This window comes from Conexibacter sp. S30A1, assembly GCF_023330665.1.
Taxonomy (GTDB): domain Bacteria; phylum Actinomycetota; class Thermoleophilia; order Solirubrobacterales; family Solirubrobacteraceae; genus Palsa-465.
The window spans coordinates 227546-241309 of record NZ_CP097127.1; the positions used below are offsets into that span (position 1 = coordinate 227546).

19 protein-coding genes and 1 pseudogene are annotated in these 13764 nt (G+C 67.6%); 18 read left to right on the forward strand and 2 right to left on the reverse strand.

Annotated features, from left to right (window positions below; translation table 11 throughout):
* Window positions 1-50 precede the first annotated feature (50 nt).
* The 14 genes and pseudogenes from M3M54_RS01115 (at window position 51) to M3M54_RS01175 (ending at window position 8289) form a co-directional block, all read left to right on the forward strand.
* The gene (locus M3M54_RS01115; protein ID WP_249020353.1) at window positions 51-716 is read left to right on the forward strand and encodes a uracil-DNA glycosylase; all 666 of its coding nucleotides are present in this window, start codon (window positions 51-53) and stop codon (window positions 714-716) included.
* A 26-nt stretch (window positions 717-742) separates the two neighbouring features.
* Window positions 743-1183 (forward strand): tRNA (adenosine(37)-N6)-threonylcarbamoyltransferase complex ATPase subunit type 1 TsaE, encoded by a 441-nt coding sequence (gene tsaE / locus M3M54_RS01120; RefSeq protein ID WP_249020354.1) that lies wholly within the window; start codon window positions 743-745, stop codon window positions 1181-1183.
* On the forward strand, window positions 1180-1905 hold the full coding sequence (gene tsaB, locus M3M54_RS01125) for a tRNA (adenosine(37)-N6)-threonylcarbamoyltransferase complex dimerization subunit type 1 TsaB (RefSeq protein ID WP_249020355.1): 726 nt from the start codon (window positions 1180-1182) through the stop codon (window positions 1903-1905). Before tsaE ends, tsaB begins: the two co-directional genes overlap by 4 nt.
* Complete coding sequence (gene rimI / locus M3M54_RS01130; protein ID WP_249020356.1) at window positions 1902-2381, forward strand: ribosomal protein S18-alanine N-acetyltransferase; 480 nt, start codon at window positions 1902-1904, stop codon at window positions 2379-2381. The genes tsaB and rimI overlap by 4 nt, the downstream gene beginning before the upstream one ends.
* A 1-nt stretch (window position 2382) precedes the next feature.
* Window positions 2383-3372, forward strand: coding sequence for a tRNA (adenosine(37)-N6)-threonylcarbamoyltransferase complex transferase subunit TsaD (gene tsaD / locus M3M54_RS01135; RefSeq protein ID WP_249020357.1), 990 nt, complete (start codon window positions 2383-2385; stop codon window positions 3370-3372).
* Window positions 3369-3614, forward strand: a complete 246-nt coding sequence (locus M3M54_RS01140) for a glutaredoxin family protein (RefSeq protein ID WP_249020358.1) — start codon at window positions 3369-3371, stop codon at window positions 3612-3614. Before tsaD ends, M3M54_RS01140 begins: the two co-directional genes overlap by 4 nt.
* A gap of 9 nt (window positions 3615-3623) precedes the next feature.
* Window positions 3624-4274, forward strand: a complete 651-nt coding sequence (locus tag M3M54_RS01145) for a redox-sensing transcriptional repressor Rex (RefSeq protein ID WP_249020359.1) — start codon at window positions 3624-3626, stop codon at window positions 4272-4274.
* Window positions 4271-5434, forward strand: coding sequence for a YbdK family carboxylate-amine ligase (locus tag M3M54_RS01150; protein WP_249020360.1), 1164 nt, complete (start codon window positions 4271-4273; stop codon window positions 5432-5434). The genes M3M54_RS01145 and M3M54_RS01150 overlap by 4 nt, the downstream gene beginning before the upstream one ends.
* A complete protein-coding gene (locus tag M3M54_RS01155) occupies window positions 5434-5838 on the forward strand; it encodes a hypothetical protein (RefSeq protein ID WP_249020361.1) in 405 nt (134 codons plus the stop codon). The genes M3M54_RS01150 and M3M54_RS01155 overlap by 1 nt, the downstream gene beginning before the upstream one ends.
* Window positions 5839-5857: 19 nt before the next feature.
* Window positions 5858-6280 carry an NAD-binding protein gene (locus tag M3M54_RS01160; RefSeq protein WP_249020362.1) on the forward strand — a complete coding sequence of 141 codons (423 nt, stop codon included), beginning with the start codon at window positions 5858-5860 and terminating at the stop codon, window positions 6278-6280.
* Between the two features lie 18 nt (window positions 6281-6298).
* A pseudogene (locus M3M54_RS16685) lies at window positions 6299-6643 on the forward strand (TrkA family potassium uptake protein); the annotation flags it as partial.
* A 27-nt stretch (window positions 6644-6670) separates the two neighbouring features.
* A complete protein-coding gene (locus M3M54_RS16690) occupies window positions 6671-6973 on the forward strand; it encodes a TrkA C-terminal domain-containing protein (protein ID WP_256465835.1) in 303 nt (100 codons plus the stop codon).
* Window positions 6974-7006: 33 nt separating this feature from the next.
* Complete coding sequence (locus tag M3M54_RS01170) at window positions 7007-7591, forward strand: RNA polymerase sigma factor (protein ID WP_249020364.1); 585 nt, start codon at window positions 7007-7009, stop codon at window positions 7589-7591.
* Window positions 7588-8289 (forward strand): anti-sigma factor domain-containing protein, encoded by a 702-nt coding sequence (locus M3M54_RS01175; RefSeq protein WP_249020365.1) that lies wholly within the window; start codon window positions 7588-7590, stop codon window positions 8287-8289. The genes M3M54_RS01170 and M3M54_RS01175 overlap by 4 nt, the downstream gene beginning before the upstream one ends.
* Here the strand turns inward: M3M54_RS01175 and M3M54_RS01180 are convergent.
* Window positions 8269-8736: an SRPBCC family protein gene (locus tag M3M54_RS01180; protein ID WP_249020366.1), complete on the reverse strand. Its 468-nt coding sequence runs from the start codon at window positions 8734-8736 to the stop codon at window positions 8269-8271. The genes M3M54_RS01175 and M3M54_RS01180 overlap by 21 nt on opposite strands.
* Complete coding sequence (locus M3M54_RS01185) at window positions 8733-9656, reverse strand: TIGR01777 family oxidoreductase (RefSeq protein ID WP_249020367.1); 924 nt, start codon at window positions 9654-9656, stop codon at window positions 8733-8735. Before M3M54_RS01185 ends, M3M54_RS01180 begins: the two co-directional genes overlap by 4 nt.
* A 21-nt stretch (window positions 9657-9677) precedes the next feature.
* On the opposite strand from M3M54_RS01185, the gene M3M54_RS01190 reads away from it, so the two are divergent.
* Genes M3M54_RS01190 through M3M54_RS01205 form a run of 4 tightly spaced genes read left to right on the forward strand, consistent with a single transcriptional unit; the run spans window position 9678 to window position 13756 of the window.
* Window positions 9678-10514: a DICT sensory domain-containing protein gene (locus M3M54_RS01190; RefSeq protein WP_249020368.1), complete on the forward strand. Its 837-nt coding sequence runs from the start codon at window positions 9678-9680 to the stop codon at window positions 10512-10514.
* 34 nt (window positions 10515-10548) lie between these two features.
* A complete protein-coding gene (locus tag M3M54_RS01195; RefSeq protein ID WP_249020369.1) occupies window positions 10549-11793 on the forward strand; it encodes an NAD(P)/FAD-dependent oxidoreductase in 1245 nt (414 codons plus the stop codon).
* On the forward strand, window positions 11790-12518 hold the full coding sequence (locus tag M3M54_RS01200) for a DUF1365 domain-containing protein (protein WP_249020370.1): 729 nt from the start codon (window positions 11790-11792) through the stop codon (window positions 12516-12518). The genes M3M54_RS01195 and M3M54_RS01200 overlap by 4 nt, the downstream gene beginning before the upstream one ends.
* Entirely contained in the window at window positions 12515-13756 is a 1242-nt protein-coding gene (locus M3M54_RS01205) for a cyclopropane-fatty-acyl-phospholipid synthase family protein (RefSeq protein ID WP_249020371.1), read from the forward strand. The genes M3M54_RS01200 and M3M54_RS01205 overlap by 4 nt, the downstream gene beginning before the upstream one ends.
* The last annotated feature ends 8 nt before the right edge of the window (window positions 13757-13764 follow it).

Sequence of the window (13764 nt, forward strand, 5' to 3'; positions counted from 1 at the left end):
CATCCCTCTGAAACGAGGTGACGGCCTGTCTGAGATGTTACCGTCGTGGCATGGCAAGCGCAGCGGAGCGTCGTGAGCTGCTGAGAGCCGTCTACCACGAGGCCAGGGGCTGTGTCGCCTGCAAGCTGCACGAGACACGCACGAACGTGGTCTTCGGCGCGGGCAACGCCGACGCCGAGCTGATGTTCGTGGGTGAGGCGCCAGGCGCCAACGAGGATCTCCAAGGGCTGCCGTTCGTGGGGCAGGCGGGGCGGCTGTTGGCGCAGTTGCTCGAGGAGATCGGCATGGTGCGCGACGACGTGTTCATCGCCAACACACTCAAGTGCCGGCCGCCGGGAAACCGTGATCCGTATCCGCACGAGCTGGATGCGTGTCGGCACTTCTTGGACAGGCAGTTGGAGCTGATCGAGCCGACGATGGTCTGCACGCTCGGCAACTTCGCGACCAAGCTGCTGCGCGGTGAGCCGACGGGGATCTCAAGGATCCACGGCCAGGCCGAGGTCCGCGCGATCGGTCCGCGCACCGTGCGCCTCTATCCGCTCTATCACCCAGCGGCTGCGCTGTACACGCCGTCGACGCTTGCGATGCTGCGTGAGGACTTCCACCGCATCCCGGAAATCCTCGCACTCGGGCCGCCTGCGCCGGCTGTGGAACCTGCGCCGCCTGTTCCGCCGCCGACACTTGCGGCGGAACAGGATCAGCTTGGCCTGTTTTAGTGCCCCGCTGCATAGACTCCTCTCGGATGGTCAGCCTGCCGTTCAGCACTACCAGCGCGAGTGCGGTTGAGACTGAGCGCATTGCCGCGACGCTCTCGGCGCGCCTTGTGCCGGGCGACATCGTCCTGATCAGCGGCGAGCTGGGGGCCGGCAAAACCACCTTCGTGCGTGGCGCCGCGCGCGCGCTGGGCGTGGCCGATCCGGTCACAAGCCCGACCTTCACGGTCGGCCAGCGCTACAGCGCGGCGCAGCCCCTCCAGTACGTGGCTCACGTCGATCTCTATCGCCTCGCCTCGCTTGAACACGAGGACCCAGATCTGCTCGCCGACTACACCGGCGCAGCGATCGTCACCTTTGTCGAGTGGCCTGCCGCTGGGCGCGAGTGGCTCGAAGGACTCGGGCGCGTCGCGATGCGTGTCACGCTCGCGCATCTTGGCGGCGAGAGTCGGAGCATCGAAGCCGCATGAGAGTGCTCGCCTTTGACACCGCGACGGCGCTGACCGCGGTGGCGCTGCAGGACATTGACGACGAGGCCAACGCCTGTCTGCGCGAGGTGGTGGACCTGGCTGCGGTGGACGAGCCGGTGCCCGGTGGTCGTCCCAACCACGCGCGCCGTCTGCTCGCGCTCGTGCACGAGCTGCTCGATGGTTCGGGCGCCGGCTGGGAGCGAGTTGACAGGCTCGCCGTGGGGATCGGGCCGGGCACCTTCACCGGGCTTCGCATCGGCATTGCCACGGCGCAGGCGCTGGCCACCAGCACCGGTCTGCCGCTGGTGGGTGTCTCGTCGCTTCGTGCGCTTGCGCTGGGGTCGGCTGCGCATCAGCGTCCGGTTCTGGCGGTGCTGGATGCGCGTCGTGGCGAGGCGTATCTGGCTGGCTGGGCTCCGGGGCAGGATCCGCTGGACGCGCAGGGCGCGTGGCCTGCGCAGGTGCTCTCGCCGGAGCGCCTGGCGCTTATAGCGGCGCAGGCTGCGCAGCGGCACGGTCACCCGCTGGCCGTCGGCGATGGCGCTGTCAGATATCGGGCGGCGCTTGAGAGCGCTGGCGTTGAGGTCCCGCCGGATCACTCCGTGCGGCACCGGATAAGCGCTCGTCAGCACTGCCGGATCGCCGCGCTGGCAACGCCGGCGGCGGCCAGCGTGGAGCCGGAGTACCTGCGTGCGCCTGACGCGGAGCCGGTCCACGGATGAGCACGCCTGAACGCGACCAGACGCCCACCGTCGCGGTGCGGCCGCTCAACTTCAGCGATCTGCCGCAGGTGATCGCAATCGAACGCCGGGCCTTTCCCGCGCCCTGGTCGCTGTCAATGTTCGTGCTCGAGCTCTCCAAGCCATCGGAGATAGCGCTGGCGGCGCGGCGCGGCGGCCGACTCGTCGGCTACGTGATCTGTGCCCGTTACGACGAGGCGCTGCACATCATGAATATCGCCGTGGACCCCGCCCACCGGCGCAGCGGCGTCGCCAGTGCGCTGCTGGAGGAGGTGATCGCCAGGGGCGGTGTCGACGGCTCCTACACGCTTGAGGTGCGCGTCTCCAACACCGGTGCAATCTCGCTGTATGAGCGCTACGGCTTTCGCGGCGTCGGTACCCGACCCCGCTACTACGCCGATAACGGTGAGGACGCGATCATCATGTGGCGCGCGATTGGCGCGCCCTGGGAGGCCTAAGGTGATCCTCGCGATCGAAACGAGCTGCGACGACACCTGCGTGGCCCTCATCACCCCAGACGGCGAGATCCGCGCAAACGTGATCAGCTCGCAACACGTGCATGACCGCTTCGGTGGCGTGGTGCCGGAGATCGCCTCGCGTCAGCATCTGTCGCTCCTGCCGGTCGTGGTTTCGCAGGCGCTGGCGGTGGCCGGCGCGACGCTCGACGACGTGACGCTGGTGGCCGCGACCCGCGGCCCCGGCCTGGTTGCCGCGCTGCTCGTGGGCTTCAGCGCCGGCAAGGCGATCGCGGCTGCACGCGAGCTGCCGTTCGCTGCCGTCGACCATCTGCACGGGCATCTCGCCGCGAGCTTTCTGGCTCCAGCCCGGTTCGAGCCGCCGTTTCTCGCGCTGATCGCGAGCGGCGGGCACACACTGTTGGCTGACGTGCGCGACCACGGCCCCGTGCAGCAGTTGCTCGGACAGACGCTGGACGATGCCGCCGGCGAGGCGTTCGACAAGGGGGCGCGCCTACTCGGGCTCGGCTATCCGGGCGGCGCGGCCCTCGAAGCGCTGGCCGCTGAGGGCGACCCCGGCGCCTTTCCGTTCCCGACCGCCCGGCGGATGCAAAGTCTCGATTTCTCCTTCGCCGGGCTGAAGACCGCGCTGCTCTACAAGGTGCGCGAGCTCGGAGAGCCGGAGACACAGCGTCGCCGGGCGGATCTGGCTGCGTCATACCAGCACGCGATTGTCGAGACGCTCATGATCCGAGTCCGGCGGGCGCTCGAGGCGACGGGCGCCACGCGGCTGGCGATCGGTGGCGGCGTAGCGGCCAACGGGGCGCTCCGGGCCGCGCTCCAGCAACTGGGCGTAGAGCTGCAGATCCCCGCCGCCGAGCTCTGCACCGACAACGCGGCGATGATCGCCAGCGCCGCACGCTACACACCCGCATCTCCCTTCCCGGCCTACCTGGAACTGGACGTCTACTCCAGCGGCGAACGCCCGCAGTGACACGAGTCACGCTCTACACCAGGCCGGGATGCCACCTCTGCGAGGAAGCGCTGCTGGTGGTGCGTCGGGTCCGCCAGCGAGTCCCATTCGAGCTCGAGCAACTCGACATCGAGTCGGACGATCGCCTGTTCGCGCGCTACCTTGAGCGGATTCCGGTCGTCGCGGTGGACGGCCTCGAGTGCTTCGAGTTCTTCGTCGACGAGCACGAACTCGAACGTGCGCTCGGCCCCGCAGTACAGTGACGCGTTGAAATGACCGATGCGGGACGGGAAGACGCGGGCGCCGGCGAACGGCTCGGCCTCGGTGTGGCGGCACGTATGTCTCGCTACCTGATGGTGCTCACACAGGCGCGCAAGATGGGCAGTCTGACGATCAGCTCACAGCAGCTCGCCGACTACACGCACGTGAACTCAACGCAGATTCGCCGCGACCTCTCCGGCTTCGGCAAGTTCGGCAAACGAGGAGTGGGCTACAACGTTGAGGCGCTGATTGCTGAGATCCGTCAGATCCTGCGCACCTCCGAGCAGCACAACATTGCCCTCTTTGGCGCCGGGAATCTGGGAACGGCGATCGCCGGCTCGGACATCTTCGCCGACCACGGGTTCAACGTGGTCGCGCTGTTCGACACCGACCCCGATAAGGTCGGTACCCGTGTCGGCAACCTCGTCGTAAGCCATTACGACGGCATGCGCGAGGCGATCCGCGATAACGACGTGGTCGTAGCGGTCTTGGCGGTACCGTCAGATGTGGCTCAGAGGGTTGCCGACGATCTGGTGGCGTCCGGGATGCGGGTCATCTTCAACTACACCGAGCGCCTGTTGCGGACGCCCCCCGAGGTCACCGTGCATACGTCGAGCCCGGCGGTCGACCTGCTCTACGCGCTCTACTTCTACCTGGTGTGAGCAACATCGACCTGGACAGTGGCTTTGCCCGCTTCGAGCAGGCAACGGACTTCAGTGTGGGCCTCGAGGAGGAGTTCTCGATCCTCGACGCGGGGAGTCTCGATCTGACCCAGCGCTTCGAGGATCTGCTTGCGGCGGCCGGCAAGGATCCGATCCTCGCGGAGGCGGTGGCTGGGGAGCTGATCTCCTCCGAGATTGAGATTCGCTCGGGACGCGGTGAGACGCATGCTCAGGCACTCGAGTTGCAGCGGGAGGTCAGGCGTCGGCTGTTCGCGGTGGCGCGCGCGCAGGGCGTTAGGCTGGGCGCCACCGGCACCCACCCCTGGGCCGATTACCGCAGGCAACGGATCATCAACACAGACCACTACCACCGTGTCGAGGACGGTCTCAAATACGTCGCCTGGCGCAACAACACCTTCTCGACGCACGTGCATGTGGGCATCCGCGGCGCCGACCGAGCGGTTGCAGTCTGCGACCGGTTGCGCCCGGTGTTGCCGATGCTGTTGGCGATCTCGGCCAACTCGCCGTTTCTGGAGGGTCGTGACACGGGCCTTCACAGCGTGCGCTCGCAGATCTTCACCAAGAGCTTCCCGCGCTGCGGGGTCCCGGATGCTTTCGGTGACTGGACGAGCTTCGCCGACTACATCAGCTTCCTGGTCAACACGCGCTCGATCGTCGAGTACACCCAGGTTTGGTGGTCGGTGCGGCCGCACCTGGCCTACGGCACGGTGGAGGTGCGGATCTGCGACACGCAGGTCACGGCCGGCGAATCGGCGGCGCTCTCCGCGCTGATCCTCGCCTGCGTCGCGCAGGCGGCGCGCGACGTCGACGAGCGTCGCCCACACCGTGACCTGCCGCCGCGTTTGATCGAGGAAAACATGTGGCGGGCAATCCGGCATGGGCTCGACGGCCAGCTACTCGACCTCGAACGGGCGACGGCGTATCCGGCGCGCGCGGCGATTGACCGGTTGCTCGCATGGACCGAGCCGGTACGCTCAGAGCTGGGCCTCACGGTTGAACTTCCGGCGGCCAACGGTGCCCAGCGCCAGCGTACCCTGCTGGCAGGAGGCGCGACGCTCGAGGAGGCGTTTGCGGTGACGGTTGCGGAGACGGAGCGTACCTATGCTGGAAGCGCTCAAAACACCCTGGAGGTGAACTGATGGCAGCGCAGGCACCAGGCCCTGGCGAGCTCTCCGAGGAGCAGCTGCGGGTGGCGTACGAACAGGAGATCAAGCGCGTGCGAGTCGAGCACGTGCTGCTCGAGAATGTCGTGACGCTGATCAACCTCGGGATGCGGCGGACCGGACTCATGCCCGGCACCGAGGACGAGCGAGACCCCGCCCAGGTGCAGCTCGCGATCGACTCGGTCACAGCGCTGATGCCGCAGCTCGAGCGCGTCGCGCCTGAGCAGTTGCAGGCCATTCGCGACGCCGTCGCCCAGCTGCAACTCGCCTTCGTGCAGGCGCAGGGCGGCGCCACGACGCCTGCCGCGACGGAGCAGCAGCCGGCGGATCCCACTGGGCCTGCACAGCGCAGTGGGCGGCTGTGGGTGCCCGGCCAGTGATCGGCGGTACATTCCAGGCATGTTCATCCTGATCGTCGGATGTGGCCGCGTCGGCTCGGCGGTCGCCAAGCGTGCGCTTGACGCCGGCCATGAGGTGTCGGTCATGGACGTCGATCCGCTGTCGCACGTCCGTCTCGACATCGACGAGACCTCCAGCTGGGAGGACTCTGGTGGCCGTTTCACGGTCGGGACCGCGCTCGAGGTGGACGGTCTGGTTGCTGCCGGGATCGAGCAGGCAGACGTGTTCATGGCGGCGACCAGCGGCGACAACACGAACCTGGTGATCTCGCAGATCGCACAGCGGCGCTTCCGGGTGCCGCGCGTGGTGGTGCGTGTCTCGGATCCAGGCCGCGCCGCCTGGTATGCCGAGCAGGGGTTGCAGACGATCTGCCCGACACAGGTCGCCATCGACCAGGCCGAGCGAGCGCTGCTCGCCGTCTAGGGCAGCTGGAAGCCGAAGCCCATGTATGTGATCATCGCTGGAGCCGGAAAGGTGGGGTGGAACCTCGCGCGTGAGCTGATCGACAAGGATCGCGAGGTCACGCTGATCGAGCGCAACCACGATCGTTTCCGGGTTGTCGAGCAGGAGCTCGAGCACGTGGTGCAGTACGGCGATGCGACCGAGCTGTGGGTGCTTGAGCGAGCGGGTATCCAGCGTGCCGACCTGGTGATCGCCGTTACCGGCGATGACGAGGACAACATCCTGATCTGCCAGGTGGCGAAGGAGAAGTACGGCGTGCAGCGGATCGTTGCGCGCGTCAATAATCCGCGCAACCACCAGCATTTCAAGATGCTGGGGATCCAGCCCGCGGTGTCGGCGACCCAGCTGATCATGCGTCTGATCGAGCACGAGGTCCCCGAGCACGGGCTGGTGCAACTGCTCGCCTTGGAGGAGGAGCACCTCGAGATCATCGAGCTTGAGGTGATCGAGGGCTCCCCGGCGGCGGGCAAGCAGATCGAGCAGATCCAGCTGCCCAAGGGCTCGCTTGTGATCTCCGTGCTGCGTTCCGGCCGTGGTTTCGTGCCGACCCCCAGCGACACGGTCGCGGTGGGCGACCAGGTGCTGCTGATCCTTGACCCCGGCCTCGAGAGCCAGATCACGCCGCTGTTCGCGCCAGCCACCGTGGCTGACTGATCCAGCTGTGCCGCGTGCGCGTACTGGGTTGCAATGTTCGGCAACCGGCGCAGCCTCAGGGAGTTAGCTGACGACGATCTGATGGCGCGCGTGCGTGAGGGTGACGCCCGCGCCTTCGAGGTGCTGTTCGATCGTCATGGCGGCCCCGCATTCTCGCTCGCCTTTCGCATGTGTGGCTCACGCGCCCGGGCTGAAGACGTCGTCCAAGAGGCGTTCCTGTCGCTGTGGCGAGCGGGCGGGCGTTATGACCCGTCGCGCGGCAGCGTCCGTAGCTGGGTGCTGAGCACGGTCCACAACCGCGCGATTGACTCCTTCCGCCGGCAGTCGGCGCGCCCTGCGGGGTCGCTGGAGGAGTCGGGCGCGGCTGAGCGGCTTGCGGCAGCTGAGTTGACGGAGGTCGAGGTGGAACGGCGCAGCGAGGCCGATCAGCTGCGCCAGGCGCTCGCGAAGCTCCCTGACGAGCAGCGAAAGGTGATCGAGCTCGCCTACTTTGGGGGCTTCACGCATCAGCAGATCGCCGCGATGCTTGAGCTGCCGGAAGGCACGGTGAAAGGGCGCATGCGACTTGGCCTGGGCAAGCTGCGTGTGACGTTGACGGAAGTGGGAGTCGTACCATGAGCGCTGGAGAGCAGATGTCCGATCGGCACGATTGCGGCGGTGATGCCGCGGCCTACGCGCTCGGTGCGCTTGAGCCAGGCGAAGCGGAGGTCTTCCGTGAGCACCTGCGTGAGTGTGCGGTCTGCCGGGACGAGCTGCAGGCGTTCACCGCTGTGGCGCGTGAACTGCCGCTCGCTGCACGCCAGTACCGAGCGCCTGCGGGTCTGCGCCGGCGGCTGCTGGCGCAGGTCCGGGAAGAGCGGGCCGCCACCGCGGCCGGTCGTGCCGGGCGCACAGCAAGGCGCCCGGCACGCGGACTGCTCGCGGCAGCCGGCTCTCTGGCCGTCGCTGCTGCTGCCGTGGTCGTGCTGGAGCTGAGTTCGGGGCTGGGCCCCACTGTGTTTCCGGCGCAGCTACGGGGAGTCGGCGGCAGCGCGCAGGTCAGGGTCACCCACGGTCGTGCCGAACTGGTCGTCAGGCACCTGAGCGCTCTCGGCCGCAACCAGGTATATGAGGTCTGGCTTCAGTCTGGGACCGCGGCACCGCGGCCCGCGAGCGTGCTATTCGGCGTGGGGCCATCAGGTGATGCTCAGGTCGGCATCCCCGGGGAGATCGGTCATGTCAGCGCGGTGCTCGTGACGCGCGAGCCGCTGGGGGGGACATCGGTCCCCACTGCGGCGCCGGTGATCGTCGCCCGTCTAGATAAGGCCGACGATTGACGTGCGGCGGTAGGCGAAGATCCGCTCCACGTCGCGGCGCACGAAGAGCGCCTGGGCGAGGGCGCCGAGTCGGCCGAATGGCAGCTCGTAGCGCACCTCGTCGCGGATGATCGTCTGGTCACCGTCGGCTTCGAAGCTGTGCGTGTGGACCCAGAGCTTGTAGGGGCCGATCAGCTGGCGGTCGACGAACATGCGCCGTGGCTCGAAGGATTCAATCTGCGAAACCCAGATCAACGGTACGCCGTGTAGACGCAGTCGATATGGGATGACCGTGCCGGTCTCGACCTTCGCCGGCTCTGTGCCGAGGATCGAGAAGGACAGCCAGGGTGGCGTGATCCGCTCGAGGTTCCCTGCGCGCGAGAAGAACTCGAACACGATAGGCAGCGGGCGGTCGATTCGCTGTTCGCCGCGAAAGACCTGCTCGCCGGTGGGCGCAAAGGAGCTCATGATCGGCTCAGCACCTGCGCGAGTGCGGCCCCGATCTCGGGGTTGGCGAAGCGGAAGCCGAGTTCGGTGAGGCGGCGAGGTACGGCCCTTTGGCCGGTGGTGACGATCACCGACATCTCGCCGTAGAGGAGCTTGAGGGCGAGCGTGGGAACGGGCAGCAGGGCTGGACGGTGAAGGACGCGGCCCAGCGCACGAGAGAACTCGGCGTTGTCGACAGGGTGCGGCGCGGTCACGTTCAGCGGTCCGGTCGCGCCGTCGTCCTCGATGCAGTGCACCATGGCCGCCGCCACGTCGTCGATGTGAACCCAGGGAACGTACTGGCGGCCACCGGCGACTGGGCCTCCGATGCCGGCGCGGAAGAATGGCAGCATCTTGGCCAGCGCGCCTCCGCTCCGGGAAAGCACGACTCCGGTACGCATAACCGCCACACGGCAATGCTCCTCGGCTCGGCGCGCCTCCTGCTCCCAGTCGCGAACGACACGCGCCAGGAAGTCGTCACCTGGGTTCGCCTGCTCGTCGAGCTCCTCGCCGCCTCGCGGACCGTAGTAGCCGGTCGCTGACTGAGAGATGAGCACGGTTGGACGACGGTCCCCAGGCAGCTGACCGATGGCCTCCGTGAGCATCCGGGTGGAGAGCACACGAGAGTCGCGAATCCGCTGCTTCACCGGCTCTGTCCAGCGCTGCGAGATCGGCTCGCCGAGCAGGTGGATGACCGCTTGGGCGCCGTCGAGCGCGTCCAGGGGCGCCGTTTGCGCCTGTGGTTCTGGCCAGGCTTGCACCCGGACGCCCTGCGGCAGGCGAGAGGTGGCGGTGGCGGGGTCACGGGACAGAGCGACGGGTTGGTCGCCTCGCTCAAGCAGGTGCTTGCAGACCGCATTTCCGATGGTGCCGGTCGCGCCGGTGACAACTATCTTCGCCATGTCGATGTAATCTTATACACCTTGTCCAGGTTTGAGCTCAGCATCGGTGAAATCGTCGAGCGCACGGGCGTGAGCGAGCCCACACTGCGAGTGTGGGAGCGACGTTACGGCTTCCCGACCCCGCACCGCACGGCCAGCGGCCACCGTCGCTACTCGACGGCCCAGGCCGATGCCGTTTCACGCGTGCTGGCCCTGCGGGACACGGGCATGACGATCTCTGCGGCGATTGCGCGCGTCGAGCGGCCACCGGCCTCCGACAGCGTCTCGCTGTTTGCGACACTCCGCGAGCTTGAGGGCGAACGGGCCGCGCGGGCGGTGCGTAAGCCGGCGCTGATCGCGCTCAGCCACGCGATCGAAGATGAGGCGCTGGCCTGCGCCCAGGCACGGCTTGCTCTGGGCTGCTTCCAGCGGGAGGGTTTTTATCGGCGTTCGCAGGCGCGGTGGCGCGAGCTCGCCTCCACGGCACCGGTGGCCGCGGTGCTGGCGGACTTCGAGCGGCTGCGCACGGACGATGCTCACCCGGTCGAGGTCCCGTTCGGCCCGAACGCGCAGCTCACCCGTGAGTGGGCGATCGTGCTGCACGGCGGCCGCTGCTCGGTGTGCATGGTTGCCCGTGAGCTGGCATCCTCGAATGTTGATGCCTCAAGCCGCGAGCGCAGCTTCGAAGCCCTCTGGAGCGTCGACCCTGACGCGGTTGACGCGGTGGCTCGCGCCTGCCTGTCGGTGATGGCCGATCGGCTCCCCGACGTCGTCGCGCGCGCGGAGGAGGAGCTCGCGGCCGGATCAGTCGCGACCCCGGCTGAGTTCATGCGGCTCGCCACCGCGATCATCGACAGGACGCTGGCGGGACTCACATGATCCAGGGAGGCGCTGGTTTGCGTAGGAGGAGACGATGAGAGTCGCCGTCATCGGTACGGGCATATCAGGGCTGACCGCCGCATACCTTCTGCAGCGCAGCCACGACGTCACCGTCTTCGAGTCCGAAGCCCGGATCGGCGGGCACACCCACACGGTCAGCTTCAACGAGGGCGCGCGTGATGTCCAGCTGGACACCGGGTTCATCGTCTTCAACGACCGCAACTACCCGAACTTCGAGCGTCTGATGAGGCGCATAGGTGTGGCCTGGCAGCCATCGGATATGAGCTTCAGTGTCAGCGACGGACGTGACTTCGAGTACGCGAGCACCTCCCTGGCGGGGGTCTTTGCCAACCCACGGCATCTGCTCAGTCCGGGCTTTTTGCGCATGCTGGGCGAGATCCCCCGTTTTCAGCACGCCGCCAGGGAGCTGACAACCGGTGGCGATCAGCAGGTATCGCTTCGTGGTTGGCTGGCCGAGCACGGCTTCTCGAGCAGCTTTGTCGAGCGCCTGCTGGTCCCGCAGGTCTCCGCCGTCTGGTCAGCGGACCCGCGGCAGCTGTGGAGCATGCCGGCGGCGTTTGTCGCCCGCTTCTTCGAGAACCACGGGATGCTCAGCCTACGCGGGCGCCCGCGCTGGCGCACGATCGTCGGTGGGTCACGCAACTACGTGGAACGGCTGACGAGCGATTACCGTGAGCGAATTCACGTAAACGCGCCGGTCGAAGCGATCACGCGCACGCCCGAGGCGGTTGAGGTCAGGGTGCGCGGTCAGGAGCCACAGCGCTTTGACCAGGTGGTCGTCGCGACCCACTCCGACCAGGCGCTTGAGCTCTTGGCGGACGCCTCCGGGCGCGAGCGCGAGATTCTCTCGCTGATCCCGTACCAGGAGAATGAAGCTGTTTTGCACACCGATCTGTCGCTGCTGCCGCGCCGCCGCAGTGCCTGGGCGAGCTGGAATTACCACCTCACCGACGAGCCGCGGGAGCGAACGACCGTGACCTATCACCTCAACCGCCTGCAGCAGTTGGACGACGAGCGGCAGTTCTGCGTCACGCTCAACCTCAGCGAGCGCATCGACCCGGAGCTCGTGATCGAGCGGATCGCCTACTCGCACCCTGTCTACACGCCTGAGGGAGTCGCGGCGCAGGCGCGGTTCGAGGAGATCTCCGGTCGGGCCGGCCGGACCCACTTCTGCGGCGCCTACTGGGGATGGGGGTTTCACGAGGATGGTGTGCGCAGCGCCCTGCGTGTGGCGGAGAGCTTCGGGGTGAAGCTGTGAGCACGGCGAGCTGTCTCTACATGGGCACGCTGGTGCACCGCCGGCTCGAGCCCGAGCGCAGCTTTCGGCACCGGTTGGCGCTGGCCTACATCGACCTGGACGAGCTTCCGCGTCTGCTCGACGGCAGGCTCCTCGAGCCCGGGGTCGGACTGATGCGCTTCCGCCGCTCGGACTACCACGGCGACGCCGATCAGGACCTCAGGCGGGCGGTTGCCGACAGCGTGGAGCGGGCGATCGGCCGGCGTCCAACGGGGCCGATCCGGCTGCTGACGCAGCTGCGCTCGCTCGGACACTGCTTCAACCCTGTCAGCTTTTACTACTGCTTCGATCCTGCCGGCAGGGATCTGGATGCGGTCCTCGTCGAGGTCACCAACACGCCGTGGGGCGAGCGCCAGGCGTACGTGCTGGACGGTGCCGCTGGCACTTTCGAGAAGCTCATGCACGTCTCGCCGTTTCAGCCGATGGATCAGACCTACCACTGTCGTGTCGAGGCGCCGGGTGAGCGCCTGGGCGTAACGATCGAGAACCACGACCAGCATCGGCGGGTCTTCAGTGCAGCGCTGCGCATGGACCGGGTCGAAATGACCCCCGGCAGTGTCAGACGCGTGGTTGCGCGTTACCCGTTTGCGACGGTCCGGGTGCTCGCTTTGATCTACGGGCATGCGCTCGGGCTGAAGCTCGCGGGCGTGCGCATCCATCCGCATCCGCGGGAGCTGCCGCGATGAACGGCAACTCCGCCCGGGCGCTGGTCCGTGTTGCGCTTGCGCGTTTGCGGGCCGGCACGCTGACGATTGTCGAGCCCGACGGGACACGCACCTGCTTTGGCTCCGGCTCACCCAGCTCCGAGCTGCGGATGCACTCAGACCGAGTCTGGTCCTGCTTCATGCACGGCAGTCTGGGGTTGGCTGAGGCCTACGCGGAAGGGCTGTGGGACTCTCCTGACCTGGTGGCGCTCGTACGTCTCGGTGCCCGCGTGATGCCGACGCTCGACCGGCTGCGGACGCTGGGCACGCCACTCTCGCGGCCGATGCAGCTGGCACGCGCCGTCGTGAGGCCGCACGGGCGCGAGCAGCGGCGCCGCGACGTGGGCGCGCACTACGACCTCGGCAACGACCTCTTCTCGCTGATGCTGGACCCAACGATGACCTATTCCTGTGCGCTGTTCGCGCAGCCCGGCATGTCGCTGGAGGAGGCGCAGCTGGCCAAGCTCGAGCGGGTCTGCACGATGCTCGATCTGCACCGCGGCGACCGCGTGCTGGAGATCGGCAGCGGCTGGGGTTCGTTTGCCCTGCACGCTGCTGCCACCCGCGGCTGTCACGTCACCACCACGACGATCTCTGCCGAGCAGCACCGCCACGTGCGTAACCGGGTGGAGAGCGAGGGGCTGGGCGAGCTGATCACCGTGTTGGACCGTGACTACCGGGATCTGCGCGGCCGTTACGACAAGCTCGTCTCGATCGAGATGATCGAGGCCGTGGGTTGGCGTGGGTTTGCCCCGTTCCTGCGCCGCTGCGCCCAGTTGCTTGAAGTGGACGGAGCGATGCTGCTGCAGGCGATCACGATCGATGACCGCGCCTATCAGGTCGAGAAGGCGTCGCGCTCGTTCATCAAGGAGTACATCTTCCCCGGCGGCGCCCTGCCCTCCCTCTCGGTTCTGGCGGGCGCGCTGGGTCGCCACACCGATCTACGGGTCCTCGACCTTGAGGATCTCACCGACCACTACCCCGAGACGCTGCGGCGCTGGCGCGCCCGCTTTGAGGAGCACACCGCTGCGCTTGCGCAGCGCGGCTACGACGAGCGCTTCTGCCGCATCTGGGACCTCTACCTGGCCTATTGCGAGGCCGGGTTCGTTGAGCGACGGATCGGCGACATCCAGGTTCTCCTGGGCAAGCCAGGGTTCCGTGCGGGGGTTGCCAGTAGCGGCGGCGCTCCCGGACTGGGCGCGCTCGAGCGGGCCCTGTGAGGCAGGAG

What these genes read in the sequence shown, in the direction of transcription:
- M3M54_RS01115 (WP_249020353.1), top strand. Translation starts at nt 51, where the DNA reads ATGGCAAGCGCAGCGGAGCGTCGTGAGCTGCTGAGAGCCGTCTACCAC.
- tsaE (WP_249020354.1), top strand. Translation starts at nt 743, where the DNA reads ATGGTCAGCCTGCCGTTCAGCACTACCAGCGCGAGTGCGGTTGAGACT.
- tsaB (WP_249020355.1), top strand. Translation starts at nt 1,180, where the DNA reads ATGAGAGTGCTCGCCTTTGACACCGCGACGGCGCTGACCGCGGTGGCG.
- rimI (WP_249020356.1), top strand. Translation starts at nt 1,902, where the DNA reads ATGAGCACGCCTGAACGCGACCAGACGCCCACCGTCGCGGTGCGGCCG.
- M3M54_RS01145 (WP_249020359.1), top strand. Translation starts at nt 3,624, where the DNA reads ATGACCGATGCGGGACGGGAAGACGCGGGCGCCGGCGAACGGCTCGGC.
- M3M54_RS01155 (WP_249020361.1), top strand. Translation starts at nt 5,434, where the DNA reads ATGGCAGCGCAGGCACCAGGCCCTGGCGAGCTCTCCGAGGAGCAGCTG.
- M3M54_RS01160 (WP_249020362.1), top strand. Translation starts at nt 5,858, where the DNA reads ATGTTCATCCTGATCGTCGGATGTGGCCGCGTCGGCTCGGCGGTCGCC.
- M3M54_RS16690 (WP_256465835.1), top strand. Translation starts at nt 6,671, where the DNA reads ATGCGTCTGATCGAGCACGAGGTCCCCGAGCACGGGCTGGTGCAACTG.
- M3M54_RS01170 (WP_249020364.1), top strand. Translation starts at nt 7,007, where the DNA reads ATGTTCGGCAACCGGCGCAGCCTCAGGGAGTTAGCTGACGACGATCTG.
- M3M54_RS01175 (WP_249020365.1), top strand. Translation starts at nt 7,588, where the DNA reads ATGAGCGCTGGAGAGCAGATGTCCGATCGGCACGATTGCGGCGGTGAT.
- M3M54_RS01180 (WP_249020366.1), bottom strand. Translation starts at nt 8,736, where the DNA reads ATGAGCTCCTTTGCGCCCACCGGCGAGCAGGTCTTTCGCGGCGAACAG.
- M3M54_RS01185 (WP_249020367.1), bottom strand. Translation starts at nt 9,656, where the DNA reads ATGGCGAAGATAGTTGTCACCGGCGCGACCGGCACCATCGGAAATGCG.
- M3M54_RS01195 (WP_249020369.1), top strand. Translation starts at nt 10,549, where the DNA reads ATGAGAGTCGCCGTCATCGGTACGGGCATATCAGGGCTGACCGCCGCA.
- M3M54_RS01205 (WP_249020371.1), top strand. Translation starts at nt 12,515, where the DNA reads ATGAACGGCAACTCCGCCCGGGCGCTGGTCCGTGTTGCGCTTGCGCGT.